The sequence below is a fragment of the Cytobacillus firmus NBRC 15306 genome (genome assembly GCF_001591465.1).
Classification (GTDB): domain Bacteria; phylum Bacillota; class Bacilli; order Bacillales; family Cytobacillaceae; genus Cytobacillus; species Cytobacillus firmus.
This window is the reverse complement of record NZ_BCUY01000018.1, coordinates 18,078-35,804: the sequence shown is the minus strand read 5'-3', so window position 1 is coordinate 35,804 and position 17,727 is coordinate 18,078. Positions and strand designations below refer to the sequence as shown.

18 protein-coding genes and 1 pseudogene are annotated in these 17,727 nt (G+C 42.6%); 2 read left to right on the top strand and 17 right to left on the bottom strand.

Annotated features, from left to right (window positions below; translation table 11 throughout):
* Nucleotides 1–134 precede the first annotated feature (134 nt).
* Entirely contained in the window at nt 135–308 is a 174-nt protein-coding gene (locus BFI01S_RS22365; RefSeq protein ID WP_009332582.1) for a YozD family protein, read from the bottom strand.
* A gap of 177 nt (nt 309–485) precedes the next feature.
* Between BFI01S_RS22365 and BFI01S_RS22980 the strand changes: the two genes are divergently transcribed.
* Entirely contained in the window at nt 486–647 is a 162-nt protein-coding gene (locus BFI01S_RS22980) for a hypothetical protein (RefSeq protein WP_156478338.1), read from the top strand.
* A gap of 22 nt (nt 648–669) precedes the next feature.
* On the opposite strand, the gene yodN is transcribed toward BFI01S_RS22980, so the two are convergent.
* The 15 genes and pseudogenes from yodN to BFI01S_RS24505 all read right to left on the bottom strand — a co-directional run bounded on the left by yodN (nt 670) and on the right by BFI01S_RS24505 (nt 15,859).
* Nucleotides 670–1,365 (bottom strand): germination protein YodN, encoded by a 696-nt coding sequence (gene yodN / locus BFI01S_RS07665; protein WP_061792076.1) that lies wholly within the window; start codon nt 1,363–1,365, stop codon nt 670–672.
* Between the two features lie 187 nt (nt 1,366–1,552).
* On the bottom strand, nt 1,553–1,774 hold the full coding sequence (locus BFI01S_RS07660; RefSeq protein WP_061792075.1) for a YozE family protein: 222 nt from the start codon (nt 1,772–1,774) through the stop codon (nt 1,553–1,555).
* A 122-nt stretch (nt 1,775–1,896) separates the two neighbouring features.
* Nucleotides 1,897–2,190, bottom strand: a complete 294-nt coding sequence (locus tag BFI01S_RS07655) for a YokU family protein (RefSeq protein WP_061792074.1) — start codon at nt 2,188–2,190, stop codon at nt 1,897–1,899.
* Nucleotides 2,191–2,200: 10 nt separating this feature from the next.
* Entirely contained in the window at nt 2,201–3,631 is a 1,431-nt protein-coding gene (gene kamA, locus BFI01S_RS07650; protein WP_061792098.1) for a lysine 2,3-aminomutase, read from the bottom strand.
* Nucleotides 3,632–3,785: 154 nt separating this feature from the next.
* Entirely contained in the window at nt 3,786–5,228 is a 1,443-nt protein-coding gene (locus BFI01S_RS07645) for a sigma-54 interaction domain-containing protein (protein ID WP_061792073.1), read from the bottom strand.
* A 90-nt stretch (nt 5,229–5,318) separates the two neighbouring features.
* The gene (gene ablB, locus BFI01S_RS07640) at nt 5,319–6,176 is read right to left on the bottom strand and encodes a putative beta-lysine N-acetyltransferase (protein WP_061792072.1); all 858 of its coding nucleotides are present in this window, start codon (nt 6,174–6,176) and stop codon (nt 5,319–5,321) included.
* A 110-nt stretch (nt 6,177–6,286) separates the two neighbouring features.
* The gene (locus tag BFI01S_RS07635; RefSeq protein ID WP_061792071.1) at nt 6,287–7,708 is read right to left on the bottom strand and encodes an aldehyde dehydrogenase family protein; all 1,422 of its coding nucleotides are present in this window, start codon (nt 7,706–7,708) and stop codon (nt 6,287–6,289) included.
* 12 nt (nt 7,709–7,720) lie between these two features.
* Nucleotides 7,721–9,052 (bottom strand): 4-aminobutyrate--2-oxoglutarate transaminase, encoded by a 1,332-nt coding sequence (gabT, locus tag BFI01S_RS07630; protein ID WP_061792070.1) that lies wholly within the window; start codon nt 9,050–9,052, stop codon nt 7,721–7,723.
* 2 nt (nt 9,053–9,054) lie between these two features.
* Nucleotides 9,055–10,332 (bottom strand): peptidase, encoded by a 1,278-nt coding sequence (locus tag BFI01S_RS07625; RefSeq protein WP_061792069.1) that lies wholly within the window; start codon nt 10,330–10,332, stop codon nt 9,055–9,057.
* Between the two features lie 37 nt (nt 10,333–10,369).
* The gene (locus BFI01S_RS07620; RefSeq protein WP_061792068.1) at nt 10,370–11,032 is read right to left on the bottom strand and encodes a 3-oxoacid CoA-transferase subunit B; all 663 of its coding nucleotides are present in this window, start codon (nt 11,030–11,032) and stop codon (nt 10,370–10,372) included.
* Nucleotides 11,017–11,709, bottom strand: a complete 693-nt coding sequence (locus BFI01S_RS07615; protein WP_061792067.1) for a CoA transferase subunit A — start codon at nt 11,707–11,709, stop codon at nt 11,017–11,019. Before BFI01S_RS07615 ends, BFI01S_RS07620 begins: the two co-directional genes overlap by 16 nt.
* Nucleotides 11,710–11,711: 2 nt before the next feature.
* Complete coding sequence (locus tag BFI01S_RS07610) at nt 11,712–13,067, bottom strand: aspartate aminotransferase family protein (RefSeq protein ID WP_061792066.1); 1,356 nt, start codon at nt 13,065–13,067, stop codon at nt 11,712–11,714.
* 245 nt (nt 13,068–13,312) lie between these two features.
* Nucleotides 13,313–13,877: pseudogene (locus BFI01S_RS07605) on the bottom strand (LD-carboxypeptidase).
* A gap of 127 nt (nt 13,878–14,004) precedes the next feature.
* Nucleotides 14,005–15,471 (bottom strand): NAD(P)/FAD-dependent oxidoreductase, encoded by a 1,467-nt coding sequence (locus BFI01S_RS07600; protein WP_061792065.1) that lies wholly within the window; start codon nt 15,469–15,471, stop codon nt 14,005–14,007.
* 217 nt (nt 15,472–15,688) lie between these two features.
* Entirely contained in the window at nt 15,689–15,859 is a 171-nt protein-coding gene (locus BFI01S_RS24505) for a YjcZ family sporulation protein (RefSeq protein ID WP_048009382.1), read from the bottom strand.
* Nucleotides 15,860–16,052: 193 nt separating this feature from the next.
* Here BFI01S_RS24505 and BFI01S_RS07590 point away from each other — a divergent pair, with 193 nt between their 5' ends.
* Complete coding sequence (locus tag BFI01S_RS07590) at nt 16,053–17,147, top strand: SGNH/GDSL hydrolase family protein (protein ID WP_061792064.1); 1,095 nt, start codon at nt 16,053–16,055, stop codon at nt 17,145–17,147.
* Nucleotides 17,148–17,219: 72 nt separating this feature from the next.
* Here BFI01S_RS07590 and BFI01S_RS07585 read toward each other — a convergent pair whose 3' ends face one another.
* Nucleotides 17,220–17,717, bottom strand: coding sequence for a PTS sugar transporter subunit IIA (locus BFI01S_RS07585; RefSeq protein WP_061792063.1), 498 nt, complete (start codon nt 17,715–17,717; stop codon nt 17,220–17,222).
* Between the last annotated feature and the right edge of the window lie 10 nt (nt 17,718–17,727).

Genomic DNA, 17,727 nt, shown 5'->3' with positions numbered 1-17,727 from the left:
GTTTCATTTTCAATGGAGGCAGCACATATTTTTTTCGGAATAGCTGCGTTCACTGTATAGAAATATGTATGTGTAAGATGTTCCTGCTGCTCCGCAAAAAAATGACGAGCACCTTTCCTCGTCATTTTTCTATATCAGTCATCTTCAATTTCTTCATCAATGATGCACTTTTGCAGCAGGTATTCAAACGTGATATCTGCAAGTTCATCCAATTCTCCTTCAGTAGGCACATATCCCCTTTTTGCCAGCTCATGAAAGAAAAACTCAGCAATTTCTTCTGTATCTATTACGACTTCTATTTCCTTCACAGCAACGCCCCCTTTGTACAAAATGTATGAAGCACTCCCTGGATTCATGCAGAACAACTTTCAGAAAAGTCATATTCTTTATTTTATTTTAGATGCATTTTTCCTCGGTTAGGACATACATATAGGATAAACAGCCAGCAGCAATCCATTTTATACAGAAATTGAGGAGGCAGCGACATGTCCAGTATATCCAGACTAGCCCAACTAATTAAAGAAGATGTCAATCGTGATGAAAGCTCTATAGTAAATCTTTATAGCAATCTATTAAATGCCTGGTTCAAGCTCGTCATATGGTTTGGCATCCCATTTTTACTGTATCTCCTGGTCACCTGGCTCTAAAAAGCAAAGAATTCTGTGCTTTTTACACAGTGCTCTTATCATCATTGTTGGCAATATGCTTCAGCTTTCTAAGTATAACCCGCATGATATGCTTATACTCATCATCCTGAAACATTTCATAAAGAATACGATAATCATTGTATATATCAAGCAAACCATCAATCAGCACTTTTCTTTCTTTTATCCCTTCAAGCAATTCCTTTTCCGCTTTGCGGAATGAATGTGCCGTTTCCCTTAATTCAGGAAGCTTTTCTTTTTTATTGATCATATAGAGGAGCCCCAGCTTTTGAATAAATGCATCAGCACTTTCAGCATCCGCAACGAGTGTCAGCTCTTCTTCCCCTGCTTCCAGCCATTCCCCGTCATTAATTCTTGAAAGCTCATAAATAACATCTTCCCATGCATCTTCTTTGTATCTCCAAATTTCCGTCCTGAAGCCTACGACTTTGAAAAGATCCGAACCATACCCCTTGACTTGGACAAGGTCGCCAAAAAAGTATTTATATTCGATGTCAATATGCTCCTTTTCCATAATCTCACCTTCATACTCAGACAGCATTTGAAGGCTGGATTCCATATATAGACCTTCACTTTTATTGACTTCATAGACGTACATATCATCTAGCCACTTTACATCTGTTACTTTTCCGACTGTACCATAAATAGTGATCACGACTGTATCACCGATTTTGTACTTGGGTTTTTTCTTTTTGCTCATTTCCTCCATCCTCTCAATGACTGAGTCGTGAGTAGTGAATACAATAGTATATGCACTTTTTATGAAAATCGTCCGTACGTTCATCACAAACAGACATTTCAAAATAAAAGTTACCTGTCCAAAAGCAACAAGATTTTCGGAAACAGCAAAAAAACACTCCTATGCAGGAGTGTTTCAAAATGTTCATTCAGCTTTCAGAGAGTACATACAATTGCCAGGCTTCATCGAAAATAGACATGGTCTCCAGATAGCTTCCGTTCAGTTCAAGGTAAGAGCTTACCTCATCATAATCATAAGCTGTTTTCGGAAAGCTGTGGTCCTCATATGCGTCATTAGCAAAACGGCTGATGCTATCCTTTGGTGCAGGATGTCTGTATTTCATTAAAAAGTGATAGAAAGTTTTTGACATACTAACGCCTTCCTTTTTATTCTGTCGTTCATTAATTTATTTTCTACTATAATCGAATTGTGCTAAGCTCGTCTACTTATACACATTAAAAACAGCCCGCTATCTGCGGGCTGCTCTTTTCCTCACTTATCATAGGAAGAGAAATCAAAATAATTTCGCTTCAGCAGCCTTGGCTGCTCCATCAATTTTTCATAATTAATCTCTTTTCCGATCTTCTTGACATCAATCAAAAATAGCTGGTCCTCAATCGACTTAACAAGCTCATCTGACTGGTAAACTATATCACAATCCCTGCAGGAAATGGAAGGTGTCTCATTTATTTGGATGGCTCTTGTTCCATCAGGGAGCTCCCAATAAACCGTTTTACTGCTTTCACTTATATTTTGGCTTTCACACCAGGCACATTTATTTCCCATTCCTGTCCTCCTATTCCTTGGCAGCTGCAGCTTCTGAACCCGCTTCTGCTGCAGGACTCTGCTTTGTCTGCTGGGCATTGAATTTCTTTTCCTTTAATTCATCCCGTTTGCCCCGCTTATCTTTCAAAGAGCTGTGCTCTGGGTCGCTGTCATATTTTTCACGGCGATCCAGTCTTGCCAGGCCTTCAGGCACCAGGTTGAATTGCTGGTCATTCATTAGCGCCGCAATGCCTACATTTGATTTTTTCTCATCCATATCAGGATAAATTTCTTTAAAGTAGCCTTCTGCACGGCCTGGGACATAGTTTTCAGGCTCAGGATAAGTCGTGATTACACCTTCGAAATTGCGGAGGACCACTTTGTCAGCACTTTGCGAGATCAAATAATTCGGCTGCAGTGAAATCTTTCCGCCTCCGCCAGGCGCATCGACCACAAAAGTCGGGACAGCATAGCCGGATGTATGTCCCCTTAGCCCTTCAATAATTTCAAGCCCTTTCGAAACCGGAGCGCGGAAATGGCCAATGCCTTCAGAAAGATCACATTGATAAATATAATAAGGACGGACCCGGATTTTAACAAGGTCATGCATCAGTCTTTTCATAATTGGAACGCTGTCGTTTATGCCTGCCAAAATAACGGATTGATTTCCCACAGGCACACCGGCATTTGCCAGCATCTCACATGCTCTCTTGGAATCTTCGGTTATTTCAATGGAAGTGTTAAAATGTGTATTCAGCCACACCGGATGATACTTTTTCAGGATATTGCATAAATTCTCGGTGATCCGCTGGGGAAATACAACCGGAGCCCTCGTGCCAATCCTGATGATTTCAACATGATCGATTTCACGCAAATTTTTCAGGATGTATTCAAGAATATTGTCATTGATCAAAAGTCCATCACCGCCAGAAATGAGAACATCCCTAACCTGAGGAGCATTCCTGATATAGCTGATAGCCGCATCCAGCTGTTTTTTCGGTACACCCATGCCGATTTGTCCGGAAAATCTTCTTCTTGTACAATAACGGCAATACATTGAACATTGATTTGTTACCAAAAATAAGACACGGTCAGGGTAGCGGTGCGTTAATCCCGGAACTGGGGAGTCTTCATCCTCGTGCAGCGGATCTTCAAGATCATATTTAGTTTTATAGATTTCATTTGAAATAGGTACTGATTGCATCCTCACTGGACACCGCGGGTCATCAAGATTCATAAGTGAAGCATAATAAGGTGTAATATTTAAAGGGATGGTTTTTGCGGAAATTCTGACTCCTTCCTCCTCTTCTGGTGTAAGATTAATCACCTTTTTCAAATCATCAACTGTCCGAATGGTGTTCGTCAGCTGCCAGAGCCAGTCATTCCATTGTTCTTCTGTGACATCCTTCCATAACTCAATATCTTTCCAATGCCGATCCGGTTTATATAAAAAGTTCTTCATCTGAATTCCCCCTAAATGAATTTCTATAAAATACATATTGCAAGTTTCATGCCAATTCTGAAAATTTGTACTATCATATGAAATCTCTTCCGGATTGGCGATTATTAGCAGCTGAAGGGTTATTTCCATTTCTCTTAATACAAAAAAGTGCCGATTACTCGGCACTTTCATGAGTGTTACAGACCAGGATTCTCTTATTAATTTCAATATTATACTTGGCCAGTTTATATTGCAGTGTCTGACGAGGTACCTCCAATAGCTTTGCGGCTTTTTTTATATTTCCGTTTGTTTCTTGAAGAGCTTTTTCGATTAAAGCTTTTTCCTGCTTTTCCATACTCGCCTTTAATGGCTGAACGTTTAGTGAAAAATCCTGTATATTCTTTTGAAGCTGCTGTTTCATTATTACCGGCAAATCCTCAGCTTTAAGAAAGTCCTGTTCACAGACATTCATCATGTATTCGATTGTATGCTTTAATTCCCTGACATTTCCCGGCCAATGATATTGTCTGAAAAAAGCCAGCACATCATCCCCGATTCCTGAAAGGCTTTTGTTTAACACCTGATTAAATCGCTTAATAAAATGATGTGCAAGAAATTCAATATCTTCCTTTCTCTCCCTTAGAGGCAGGAGCCCAAAAGTGAGAACATTTAAGCGGTAAAATAAGTCCTTTCTCATTTGATTCTTCTCAAGTGCTTCCACTGGATGGATATTCATGGCTGCAATCACCCGTACATTGACCCGGGAGCTCTTCGGACTTCCTACTCTTCGGACAATGCCATCCTCAAGCACTCTCAAGAGTTTAGCCTGCAGCTCAATCGGCATGGCATGTATTTCATCGAGAAAGAGTGTCCCGCCATCGGCTAATTCAAAAAGCCCCGGCCGGTCTACCGCTCCTGTATAGCCTCCTTTCGCAGTCCCAAAAAGAATGCTTTCAAGCAAGGACTCCGGTATAGCCGCACAATTCTGGGCAATAAATGGGCCCTCAGTTCTTGAGGAAGCATGATGTAGCCCCTGGACAAAGAGCTCCTTTCCGCACCCGCTTTCCCCAAACACAAGAATGGAAGAATCGGACTTTGCCAGTTTGGCTGCTTCCTTTTTAATATTTTTCATTTCCTTATTTATTGTGAGAAGGCTATCGAATGTATACTGTACATTATTGACAGCACCCGTTTTTTTGACAGGCTGTTTTATTTTTTTGCGCAAATCAAGAAGGCTTTCAGAAAGAAGCTTCAATCTGGAATAGTCCTTGGCAATCTCGACAGCTCCCGCTACCTTCCCATTAACAGTTATAGGGAGAGTGGTATTGATGGTTTCTATTTGTGCACCATGGAGGTTTACATAGGACTGAGTCTGATTATAAATCGGTGTTTTTGTTTTCATAACTTTTAATAAAGTGCTTGTCTCTTCATCCAATGAGGGAAAGACTTTCAGCACAGGTTTTCCGATAACCTCAGAAACCTCCAGACCATCGTGTCTTGCTGCAATTTCATTATAAAAAATGGTAATTCCATTCAAATCCACTACATGTATTCCTTCATCAATGCCTTTTAAAATGGCTGCCAGAACTTCTTTGGAAATACTTTGAGTTTCAATCATTAAATCCCCCCTATATATGTATATATATGACAGGGTGCCGAAAACTTGTCAGGATGGCGCCGAAAATCCGGCACTTCTTTTTTGGCGCCATCAATCCGAATAGGCCAAATTCTTTACCCAGACATTCATATTTTCAAGTTTATCGAATATATAGCAGTTGTTAAGAAGACGGCCCCGATAGGAATAGCCAAGCTGATGCAGAACGGCATTCATACCTAATGACAGCGCTCTGGCGATGGAGTAGACACAGAATACACCCTGCGATTTTAGGTCTTTTTCCAATTTGTCGAGGAGTATTTTCATTAAACCATGTTTACGGTGGGATGGGAGTGTCGCACAATCTGTCAGTTCTGCGTTTTTATAAAAAAGATTGACCTCCGCTGAAGCAGCACTGACAAGGTCATCTTTATACTGAAATGCGTAATAAATGGTGCCCTCCCGGATTGTCTTTTTAATATAGGAGGGATCATGGAGAGGTGTTGGATAAATCTTAAATACTTCACAGTATAGTTCAGCCAGTTTTTCAGCATCCTGCTCCGTTATTTTTATAAGCTGATATTCAGAAGGAGGCATAATGACACCGAGGTTTCTTTCAAGGGCTACTACATTTTTAACGATGCTGTCTTCAGAGATCCAGTGTCCATTGGTTCTTCTTTCGTCAGAAAAATACTTGCAGAAAAAGTATTGATCAGAGCCGCGGAAATATCCGTCGATAACAGCCTCGCACTGAAACCCCATTGCAAGAAGATCTATATAATTTTCAACTCTTCCCCTGAAAATTAATTTATCACACTGGTATTCTTTTGCTGTTTTCTCTGCTTCATGGACGGCATCTGCCAATTTACCTGCATAATCGTCTACCCTTATTCGTTTATTGAATGAATCAAGATAGAATTCGGCCACAAAGCCTTCTTTTTTTAATGTTTTTACCGAAGCAGTATTATTCATTGCTAAGACCCCCTTCTATTAATAAAACTGCCCGGCCAGGGGGCCAGGCATTCTGAAAGCTTAAAGAATACCGGCCAAAACAGCAACTTTTTCGGCTAAGTATTCTTTCTTTAGTCTATTTTAAAGCTGATAAGCTTCATCTCTGTCATTTCTTCAACAGCATATTTGATTCCTTCACGTCCCATTCCGCTCATTTTCACTCCTCCATATGGCATGTGGTCTACACGGAAGGTTGGGAAATCGTTCACCATTACCCCGCCGACATGAAGCACTTTTGCTGCTTTGAAGGCTTTGTTCACATCATTGGTGAAAACACCTGCCTGAAGGCCAAAATCTGAATCATTCACAAGTGCCAGCGCCTCTTCAAAGCTGCTGAATGAATTAATATGAACCACTGGTGCAAATGCTTCCTCACAAGAAATTTTTTCAGATTTGTCAACATTCAGCAGCACGGTCGGATACAATGTATTATCTGTCGCATTCCCGCCAAGAGCAAGCTCCGCTCCGCTTTCTACGGCACTCTTGATCCAGGTCTCTGCGCGTTCAGTGTCACTCCGGGAGATCATCGCTGATATATCCGTATCCTCATTAAGCGGATCGCCGATTTTCAGCTTTTTGGCTTCCTCTACAAAACGCTCGGCAAATGTCTGATACAGAGATTCATGCACATAGATGCGCTGCACGGAAATACATACCTGACCCTGGAAGGCAAAAGCCCCGGCTGCGATACGCGGGACAATTTTCTCCACGTCTGCATTCTCATCCACAACAACTGCTGAATTAGAACCTAATTCAAGTGTTACTCTCTTCAAGCCTGCATGTTCGCGGATCTGCCTGCCTACTGCCGGGCTGCCTGTAAAAGTAATCATGGATATGCGTCCGTCGGCAACAAGTACATCCCCAATCGTTCCGCCGCTTCCGGTTACCACATTCAGCACTCCGGCAGGAAGTCCTGCTCTGTGGAAAATATCAGCAATTTTGTAGGCCGACATTGGCGTTTGAGATGCAGGTTTTAAAACAACCGTGTTGCCGGCCGCAATTGCCGGTCCCACTTTATGTGCAACCAAATTCATAGGAAAATTGAATGGCGTGATGGCTCCGATAATCCCGAGAGGCTCCCGTACTGTATAGGAGACCCTGCCTTCGCCTCCAGGAGCCGCATCCATTGGGATTGTTTCTCCATAAAGTCTGCGCGCTTCCTGGGCAGCGAAGGTATATGTCATGATGGTGCGGTCAACTTCTCCTCTTGCAGCCTTTATCGGCTTTGAAGCTTCGAGCGCAATAATTTTTGCGCACTCCTCTTTTTCCTCCTTCATGATGGCGACCACATTTTCCAGTATTTCCGCCCGTTTATGGGCAGGCATTTCAGCCATTATTTTTCTGGATTGTTCTGCCGCATCAATTGCTGACTTCACATCGGAAGGAGCTGCCATGGCAACTTCTGCAATAACCTCCCCGCTATAGGGGCTTTTTAATGCTTTGTATTTCTCTGTTTCCTTGAACTTTCCGCTGATCCATAAATGTTGTTTCAATGGAATTCCTCCTTATGTGCAGTATTCACCTATTACTTCTTCCAGTATGGAAAATCCTTCATCAAGCTGTTGATTGGTTGTCACAAGCGGGCTGAGCAAACGAATAATATTGCCATATAAGCCGGCGCTCATTATGATAAGGCCGCGCTTGTGTGCCTTCCAAAGAATTTCCTGCACGATTTCTTTATTGGGTTCCTTTGTTTCCTGATCTTTAACAAATTCAATGGCACACATTGCTCCTAAAGAACGTACTTCACCCACTTGCTTATATTTTAAAGGAAAATCAGAAAATTTTTCAGTGAAAAGACTTCCGATTTCATTTGCTCTTTCTAATAATCCTTCTTCCTCAATCGTCCGAATCACTTCTAATGCAGCTGCACAGCCTAGCGGACTGCCTCCATAAGTTCCGCCGATTTCACCAATATTTGGTGAATCCATTATGTCTGCTCTTCCAGTTACAGCACTGACCGGCAATCCGGCACCGATCGATTTAGACATGGTCATAAGATCCGGCACAACATCATAATGCTCCATGGCAAACATTTTGCCTGTCCTGCCAAATCCTGTCTGTACCTCATCAGCAATAAAAAGGATTCCATGTTTTTCACAAAGTGCTTTAACACCTTTTATAAAATGGGAAGACGGCATAACAAAACCGCCTTCACCCTGAACAGGCTCCATAATGACAGCAGCGACTTCTTCAGGCGGCACCTCGCTCAGAAAAAACGTTTCGAATCTTTTAAGCAGGGCATTATCATGGTCTTTATCCTTTAGGCCCTCGCTGCGGTAATAATAAGGATAAGGCCATTTATATGTTTCCGGCGCAAATGGCCCGAATTCATATTTATATGGTTTTACCTTGCTCGTTAAGCTCATGGACATATATGTCCTGCCATGGAATCCCCTTTCAAATGATATAATTCCTTTTCTGCCTGTATATTTCCTTGCTATTTTAACCGCATTTTCCACCGCCTCTGCTCCGGTGCTTAAAAAGAAGGTTTTTTTGCTGTGATTGCCGGGTGTAATGCTGTTGAGTTTCTCTGCCAGCTTGATATAAGGCTCATACATCATGACATGGAAGCATGGGTGAAGATATTGGTCAATTTGGGCATGGAGCGCTTCAACAACCCTTGGCGGACAGTGTCCAACATTCAGTGTCCCGATTGCCCCCGCAAAATCAAGAAAAGTATTCCCATCTATATCTGTCAGGAGTGCTCCATCCCCTTTAGCAGCAAATGTCTGCATCGTGTTAAAGGGCCCCTTTGGGACATTCTGCTCTTTTTTAACCAATAACTCCTTCGCTTTTGGTCCCGGCAGCTCTGTTCTTATATTAATCGATCCCATCCTTATTTCCCCTCTCCCTGATTAGTGCCGCACCATTCCAGTATGGCCAGAGCAATAATTTCAGCCGCTTCAAAAACTTCCTCCAAGGAAATAAATTCGTTAACATCATGGGCGGCTTCCGTCACACCTGGGCCGAAGACAACAACAGGTGTATTTCCCACTTTCGATAATATGCCTCCATCAGTGCCCCATGGTGATGCCTCAACTGCCGGCTGCCTTCCTTTTACAGTTTCAAAGGATTCCGATAATACAGCCATTAAAGGATGATCCTGCTCCAGATCTCCAGGCAGCCAGCGTCCGCCAAACCATTCAACTTGAGGAGGATTCTTTTTAAGCCACGGATCATTTTGTGCCGCTTCCTTCAGGCAATCTTCCAGCTCTTTTTCGGCCGATTTCATCTCTTCGTCCGGCGCTACCCCCATCCTTCCCTCTATGACAGCAATATCCGGTACGGAAGATGGCCACTCTCCGCTGTATATTTTTCCGATATTGATAGGAATCGGAATAGGGATTTTTGAATAGAGCGGGTCTTCAATGTTAAGGTTCCTTAACTTCTCAAGCTCCTGAAGCTTTGTCATCACATACATTGCTTTTTCGATGGCATTAACGCCCTCATATCGGGTGCCGCCATGAGCTGAACGCCCTTTTACTGATATCCGAAACCACATCGAACCCTGCTGTTTTGGAAATAGTTTCATATTTGTCGGTTCGGGAATGATTGCCCCATCCGCTGAATATCCCCTGAGGACCGCTGCCAATGTACCCGCCCCGCCGCTTTCTTCTTCTATGACACTTTGAAAAATCACATCGCCTTTAAGCTTGATTCCAATCGCAATAATGGCTTCCATGGCAAGCAGGAGCGAAACGGTGCCGCCTTTCATATCGGTCGAACCACGGCCAAATAGCTTTCCATCTTCAATTCTGCCGCTAAATGGATCATGTTCCCAATCATTTCGGTCTCCCTCCGGAACGACATCAATATGGCCATTGAGGATGATCGACCTTCCTCCGCCTGTTCCTTTCAAAACAGCCACCACATTGGGATTTCCGGAAAAATCCTTTCGATCTGAACAAAAGGCAGGATGCTTAGTCAATTGTTCCTTGCCGATTTCCCAAATATCAAGGGTTAGTCCAAGTTTGCGGCATTTTTCAATGATGACAGCCTGTGCACTGCTTTCATTTCCGCGGATGCTGCCTTCCTGGACCAGCTGCTGAAGAAGTCTTGTTCCTCTTTGCTTATTTTCTTCCAGCCATTGTTTAACCTTTGCATGATCATTCATATTCTCACTCCTTTTTAGAACAAAGCCAATATATCTATCAATTAATCACTCTCACATTCTCAGCAATTGTAAAACTGCAGCCCGTTTTTGCCCTTACTTCATTTATGGAGTGCGGCGCAAACAAGTCAGTCAGTATGAGTCCATGAGCTGAGATTTGAAAGACAGCCATCTCTGTAATAATCATGTTTACACAGCGTGCTGATGTAAGAGGCAGGGTGCACTCGTCCACAATTTTGGGGTTCCCGTACTTGTCTGTCTGGTTCATAAGGACAATGACTTTCCTTGCTTTTTGGGCAAGCTCCATTGCACCGCCCATGCCAGGAACTTTCTTTCCCGGTACAATCCAATTTGCCAGGTCCCCTTTTCCGCTTACCTCCAGGGAGCCAAGAATTGTCATATCAACTCTTCCTCTGCGTATCATCCCGAATGCAATGGTGCTGTCGCAATATGAAGCACCTTTTACAATGGAAACCGGGAAACCTCCTGCATTACAGAGATTCTCATCTTCCTTCCCTTTCTCCGGACTTGGCCCCATACCTGTAATGCCATTTTCGGCATGAAACATTACGTTTGTCCCGGCAGGCAAATGATTGGGCACAAGCGATGGGATTCCAATTCCGAGATTTACAATCATTCCATTCTTTATTTCCTCCGCAGCACGTTTGGCAATACGATTTCTAATCTCTACTCCCATGCCCATTTCCAATTCACTCCTTTCGAAGGAACGATGTAATTAACGAAAACGCCCGGTGTTATAATTTCATCAGGATCCAGGCTGCCAAGCGGGACAATTTCCTCCACTTCCGCTATGGTCATATCACCAGCCATGGCGACAAGCGGGTTTGTATTTCTGGCACTTTTGTCAAATATTAAGTTCCCGTAAGGATCAGCTTTCTTAGCAAATACAATCGATATATCTGCAGTCAGTGCCGTCTCGACAAGATACTTTTTTCCGCCCACGCTGCAAGTTTGCTTATTGCCGGTCACAATATCGTTATCAAGGCCAATGTCGGAAAGGATGGCAGGTATGCCGACTCCGCCAGCTCGTATTCTTTCTGCCAATATCCCCTGGGGTGAAAATTCCACTTCCATCTTTCCATCTGTCATAAGTTGGCCCGCAACGGGATTTGAGCCAATATGAGAAGCAATCATTTTTTTCGCCCTTCCCCGGCTTACCACCTTCCCGATTCCAATATGAGGAAAGCCTGAATCATTGCCAATAAGGGTTAAATCTTTGAATCCATTATCCAAAATGCCGTCAATAAGGGATGGAGGGGTTCCAATTCCGCCAAAGCCGCCAAACATAATGATCATGCCGTCCCGAAAATGCTTCATTGCGTCATCCAGTTCAATGATCTTATTAAATGTGTTCTCCATTGTTATTCAGCCTCTTCCTCACCAGGGTTCAGATGATCTGAGAAAATCTGCAAAGTCTTTTCAAACCGCTTTACCAGATCATCAATTTCCCTTTTGGTAATGGTCAGCGGCGGTGCAATCAATACGGCATCCCCGTCTGTGCCATTTGTGCCCGCACCTGCAGGGTAAATAAGCAGACCCTGTTCCTGTGCTTCCTGTATTAACCTCTGAGTCAGACCGAAGCTTTTTGTAAATGGCTCTTTAGTCAGAGGATTCTTTACAAATTCAAGTCCGACCATTAGCCCTTTTCCCCTTATATCACCAATAAAGGGAAATTTGGATTGCAGCTTAGTCAATTTATTTCTTAAATACACTCCTTTGCTTTCTGTTTCCGGGATAATATTGTTTTTCTCAATATATTCAAACACTGCGAGGGAAACTGCACATGACTGCGGATTAGCACTTAACGTATGACCGCTCATAATGCTTTTTGAACCTGCCAGTATGGGCTCCATTACTTCATCGCTTACAAGTGCAGCCGCAATCGGGGCATATCCGGCTCCCATTCCTTTTCCAAGTGCGACAATATCAGGCTTTATATTCCAATGCTCACAGGCAAGCATGGTGCCTGTTCTGCCAAAACCAGTCATCACCTCATCAGCAATAAATAATATGTCATTCCGCTCACAAATTTCTTTGATTATCCGGTAGTAATCCTTTGGAGGTGTAATAGCCCCCCCTGCAGCCCCAATGACTGGTTCTGCGATAAACGCAGCAATATTCTCTGGCCCTATCCGTTTAATGACGGTTTCAAGTTCATGTGCACACAGATAACCGCATTCAGGGGCTTCCAGATTGTATGGGCACCTATAGCAATATGGAGGATGAATGACAGGGAAATCCTCCAGCAGCGGTATAAAGCGAGCCCTTCTGCCCGTATGTCCTGACATTGATAAAGCTCCAAGAGTTATGCCATGATAGCTCATCCACCTTGAGAGCACCTTTGTTTTTGTCATAATGCCTTTTTCCTGCCAGTACTGAATCGCTATTTTCATAGCTGTTTCTGTGGCCTCAGACCCGCTGTTCACAAAAAAGCTCCAATTCAAGTCTCCAATCGCAGCCTCCGCAATCTTATGGGCAAGCTTTTCAGCTGCCCCGCTCGTAAATTGCGAGCGATATACAAAAGAAACTTTTTTTGCCTGTTCATGCATTGCCTTAATGATTTCCTCAACACCATGGCCAATATTGGCAGTTATCGCGCCAGATGAAGCATCCAGGTATTCCTTTCCGTCCATGTCATATAAATAAACTCCCCTTCCATAATCTATGATCGGGTACTGTGCATCAAGCATCGGCTTAATTAAGTTCGACTGGTTCATCAGCGTACTCCCTCCAACTATAATTGCGAAATTTGCCTGCGGCTAATCAATATCCGCCGATGGCTTCATGAGCTTTCACAGCAAATCCTCAATTCTACAAGCCAACTATGCTCTACCATTTGGCAATATAGTAAATTGTATGAAGTCACTTAAGAAATCTTTCATAAAAGAATTTTGCAGAGTTATCTATTTTTCGCTGCAAATAAAAACAGCCGCTATCCAGCGGCTGCTCAAAATTCATTTTCCTAATTCTGTTCGATCCAAATTTCACTTTCAAAACCTTGTGCTTCTATAACTGCTTTCCCTCCAATTGGGATAGTGGCATAGGGCTGAACATGGCCGAAGTTTACATTTGCAATTACAGGTATGCCTCGAAGCTCTTTTTTGGATACAATAATTTTCTTCAGTGCTTCATCTGTCACTTGAGAATTTTTCTGAAACCTTCCAATGAGGATTCCTTTGATGTCACGGGCATCAGGCAGGTGCAGAAGTGATTGAAGATCTCGATCAAAGGTGAACGTAGTCTATGTAATTTAAAAGCTGGTTGGCGTTATAGCCGCCGATCACTGTCAGGATCCCCTTTACATTAGGATCAGTGAAAGCATCATGCAGATCTTCAATTCTTTCTTCAATAGAAGTACTGAAAAACTCATCATGCTCTTCTGCATTTTTGCCGTATGTCACTGTGAATCCCAGCTGATTCAGCCGCTCCTGGGCAATGCGCAATTGTTCTCCTTTTATGATGGCCATACTTCTGGATGGTGCAATGACCCGGATCTCATCACCGCGCTTTAATCGCTCAGCAAGCATTGTGTCCTCTCCTTTTCCACTTTCAGACTTGTAGATTGTTTTACATTTTATCAAATGCAGGCTTGTTTGGAAATAACTGCTTCTTTTTATTAAAAAAAGGCCGGCTATTCAGCTCGGCCTTCTGCTTTTATACTAATGCAGGTTCCCTTCTTGGTGCATTACTTGTCTTTTCGATAATATCCCGTGCAATCCAGACACCGCAGGCACCCGCCTGTGCAAGTCCTCTGGTGATGCCTGCACCATCCCCTCCGACATATAGTCCGCTGATTTCCGTTTCGAAACGGTCATTCAACTTGGGACGTGCAGAGTAGAATTTTGCCTCCACACCGTAGAATAAGGTATGTTCTGATGCAAGGCCGGGAGATACATGGTTTAATGCCTCTGTCATTTCAATCAGGCTTTTCATTGTATTATATGGAAGCACAAGGCCTAAGTCGCCAGGCACCGCTTCCTTTAAGGTTGGTTCAAGGAAGCCTTCTTTAATTCTCTTCTCGGTAGATCTTCTTCCTTTTAATATATCTCCATACTTTTGAACAATGATTCCGCCGTTTGAAAGGCTGTTGGCAAGCCTGGAAATTTCATGCGCATATTCATTTGGCTTATCAAACGGTTCCGAGAATGTATGGGATACCAGCAGCGCAAAGTTCGTATTCGGGCTTCCCAGCTTAGGGTCTTTGTAAGCATGGCCATTCGCAAGCATGATTCCTGAGTGGTTTTCCACTACAACATGGCCGGAAGGATTGCTGCAGAATGTACGCACTCTTGTACCGACAGATGTATTAAATGTGAACTTTCCTTCGTAAAGATGTTTATTGATCTCTTCCATGACTATATCCGAAGTTTCAACCCGCACGCCAATATCTACCTGATTATTGATCATCTTCAAGCGGCGTGACTTCAGGAGGTTTGCCAGCCAAACTGATCCATCTCTTCCTGGTGCTACAACTACCTTATCAGCAAGAACTTCATTTCCGGACTTAAGCTTAACTCCCAAAATGCGATGGCCATCAGGGGTTTTCACTGTTATGAGATCTTCAACCTCTGTCTTATAGGACATATCAATTTTTTCACGTAAATATTCATAAATGCTCTTTAGGATTTCAAGATTCTGCTCGGTGCCCAAATGTCTGACCTGCGCACGAAGCAGTTTAAGTCCTGCTGCATATCCGCGGCGCTCGATATCCCTCACTTCATCTGTCATTGGGTCTGTAATGCTTTCAGTCGCGCCGTGCTTCAAATTGATTTCGTCTACATATTTTATCAAATCAACAACCTGGGAGTCAGGGAGATAATCGGTCATCCAGCCGCCAAACTCACTCGTAATATTGAATTTTCCATCTGAATAAGCCCCTGCTCCGCCAAATCCATTCGTGATAGAGCAAGCCGGCAGGCAGCCGGCAAATTCTTTTCTTCCTGCTGCCGGCGGGCATTTAGCAATCTTTTTCTGTAAAATCGGACAATTTCTTTTATAAATATCGTGTCCTTTATCAATTAATAAAATTTTTGCTTCAGGCATTTTCAATGTTAATTCATAACAAGTAAATATTCCAGCCGGTCCAGCACCGACCACAATAACATCATAATTTGTATTCATCGTCCTATTCCCCCAGACGCATTATTCGTTAATTTCATCAACCAAAGGTAACTATATCAAATACAATAGAGCAGGTCAATATTTTTACGAACTATTTATTTAAGTTTATATATAATGTTCGTATTTACAATAATTTATGTAAAATTCCGTTAATAATTCTGTGTCCAAAAAACAGAAGGCTGCTCATTACGAGCAGCCTTCACAATATCCATTTATATTACCAATTTCCGCAGCAGCATGCTCCGATAATAATCAATAGAATGAACAATACGACGATCAATGCAAAACCGCCATATCCACATCCTCCATAATGAGCACCAGCAACAGGATAGCCATATCCCGGATAACATTGGTCGTAGCCAGCACCGGCAACTGCACCTTTATACATAAATAATCACTCCTCAACAAGATTTCTTGGGCATTTTCAATATTAATGTATGTAGGGTGAACTTGACCCGCATGTGCATTTGCCCATTTTTATAAAAAAACGCTCTAACTCCATTTTAAAACCTTCCCCCTTTGCCATTAATAGGGTACGATAAACGTAAGAGATTCAGATAAGAAGCGGAGGATTCAAACCAATGAAGAGAAGGAAGATTGGCATATATTTTTTTATCATCACTTTTATATATGGTTTGTATCATTTGTTTGATAGCCTATCTAAAGTTGAAGGGGCAAATCCAACTAACGTGTATCAAAAGCTATCGTCAAAAGAAAATATCAATTACCTGATTATCGGGGACAGCATTGGCAGGGGGTCAGGTGCGACCTCCAAATCATCGGCATGGTTTACAAGGCTTGAGAAGCATCTGCATAGTGAATTTGGGATTAAAGCCAAAAGACATTCCATCGTCCAAAGTGGTGCCACTGCCTTTGAAGGTTTATATAAACTTCAGCAATCCGAACATTTAGGGAAAATTGATTTAACTTTTATTGTATTTGGGGAGAATGACCGCAAATATATGGATGAGACGCAATTTTCATATTTCTACGAAGGGCTTATCCGGAAAACAAAACAGCTTTACCCTGATACCGAGATCATAACTATTACAGAAAACCCGCTTGATAATGAAGCGTTCGTTCAGGCGATTTCTTTTATTTCCAGCCATTATGGCGCAAAAAATGTGGATATGAGAAAGCCTTTTGAACTATCGGGATTACCTGCAGAGGAACTGACAAAGGATTTAGTCCATCCAAATGATGAAGGCTATGAAATATATGCAGATACCTTGATAAAGAAAATAAGGGAGCTTACCGGCAGTCATGCAGAAATTGCAGAGCTTTCTGCCCCCATTCATGAAAATGCGGACATCGAAATATCATCCATCCCTCATGTGACAGATATATCTGGATCATTTATTCACAAAGACGGCATTTGGGAGAGCCGCAAGGCGGGTGACAGTCTTGAATATCAATTTAGCGGCCCTTTCCTTGGGGTCGATATGATTCGAAGCGAAAAAGGAGGGATGATGGATGTGTTTATAGATGATGTGTATATTACATCCTTATCCGGCTGGTGGCCGCTGACTAAAGAAAGATATCAATATATTGTCAGCGGTCTCGAAGACGGACAGCATCTAGTGAAGTTTATTGTGGCCAATGAAAAATCAGTGAATAACAGTACTGACGATGCCGTTATTCAAATCTCCTCCATCCTCACCAGGGCAGACCAATGAAGGGCAAAAACAGAAGAAGACTGAAAAAAATAATGAGAAAAAGCCGCCAATATTATCAGCGGCTTTTTCTCATTATTTCGAAGTAACTGTCATTACTGTTGAAGTACCTCTCGTTACAGCTCCTGCTGCATTTTTCTCAAGAGAAGCAACCTGGTCGCCATTAGTGATTATCATTGGTGTTACTGTGCTCTTTGCCTTTTCTTTAACCAGCCCTAAATCAAACGTGACAAGCTTATCACCTTCACTGATCTTTGAACCCTCGGAAATATGGGTCTCGAATCCTTCCCCTTTCATGGAGACCGTTTCAAGGCCTATATGGATTAAAATCTCGGCACCATTTTCAGCACGAATGCCAATTGCATGTTTGGTAGGGAATACTTGAACAACTTCTCCATTTACCGGGGAAACAACCACCCCTTCTGAAGGTTCAATTGCAATGCCGTCCCCCATCATTCTTTCTGCAAATACGGGATCAGGCACCTCTTCCAGATTAACCGCTGTACCCGTCAAAGCAGCCTTAATTTCAATTGTTTTGACTGTTTCCTTTTTACCGAATAATTTCTTGAACATAAAAGCACCA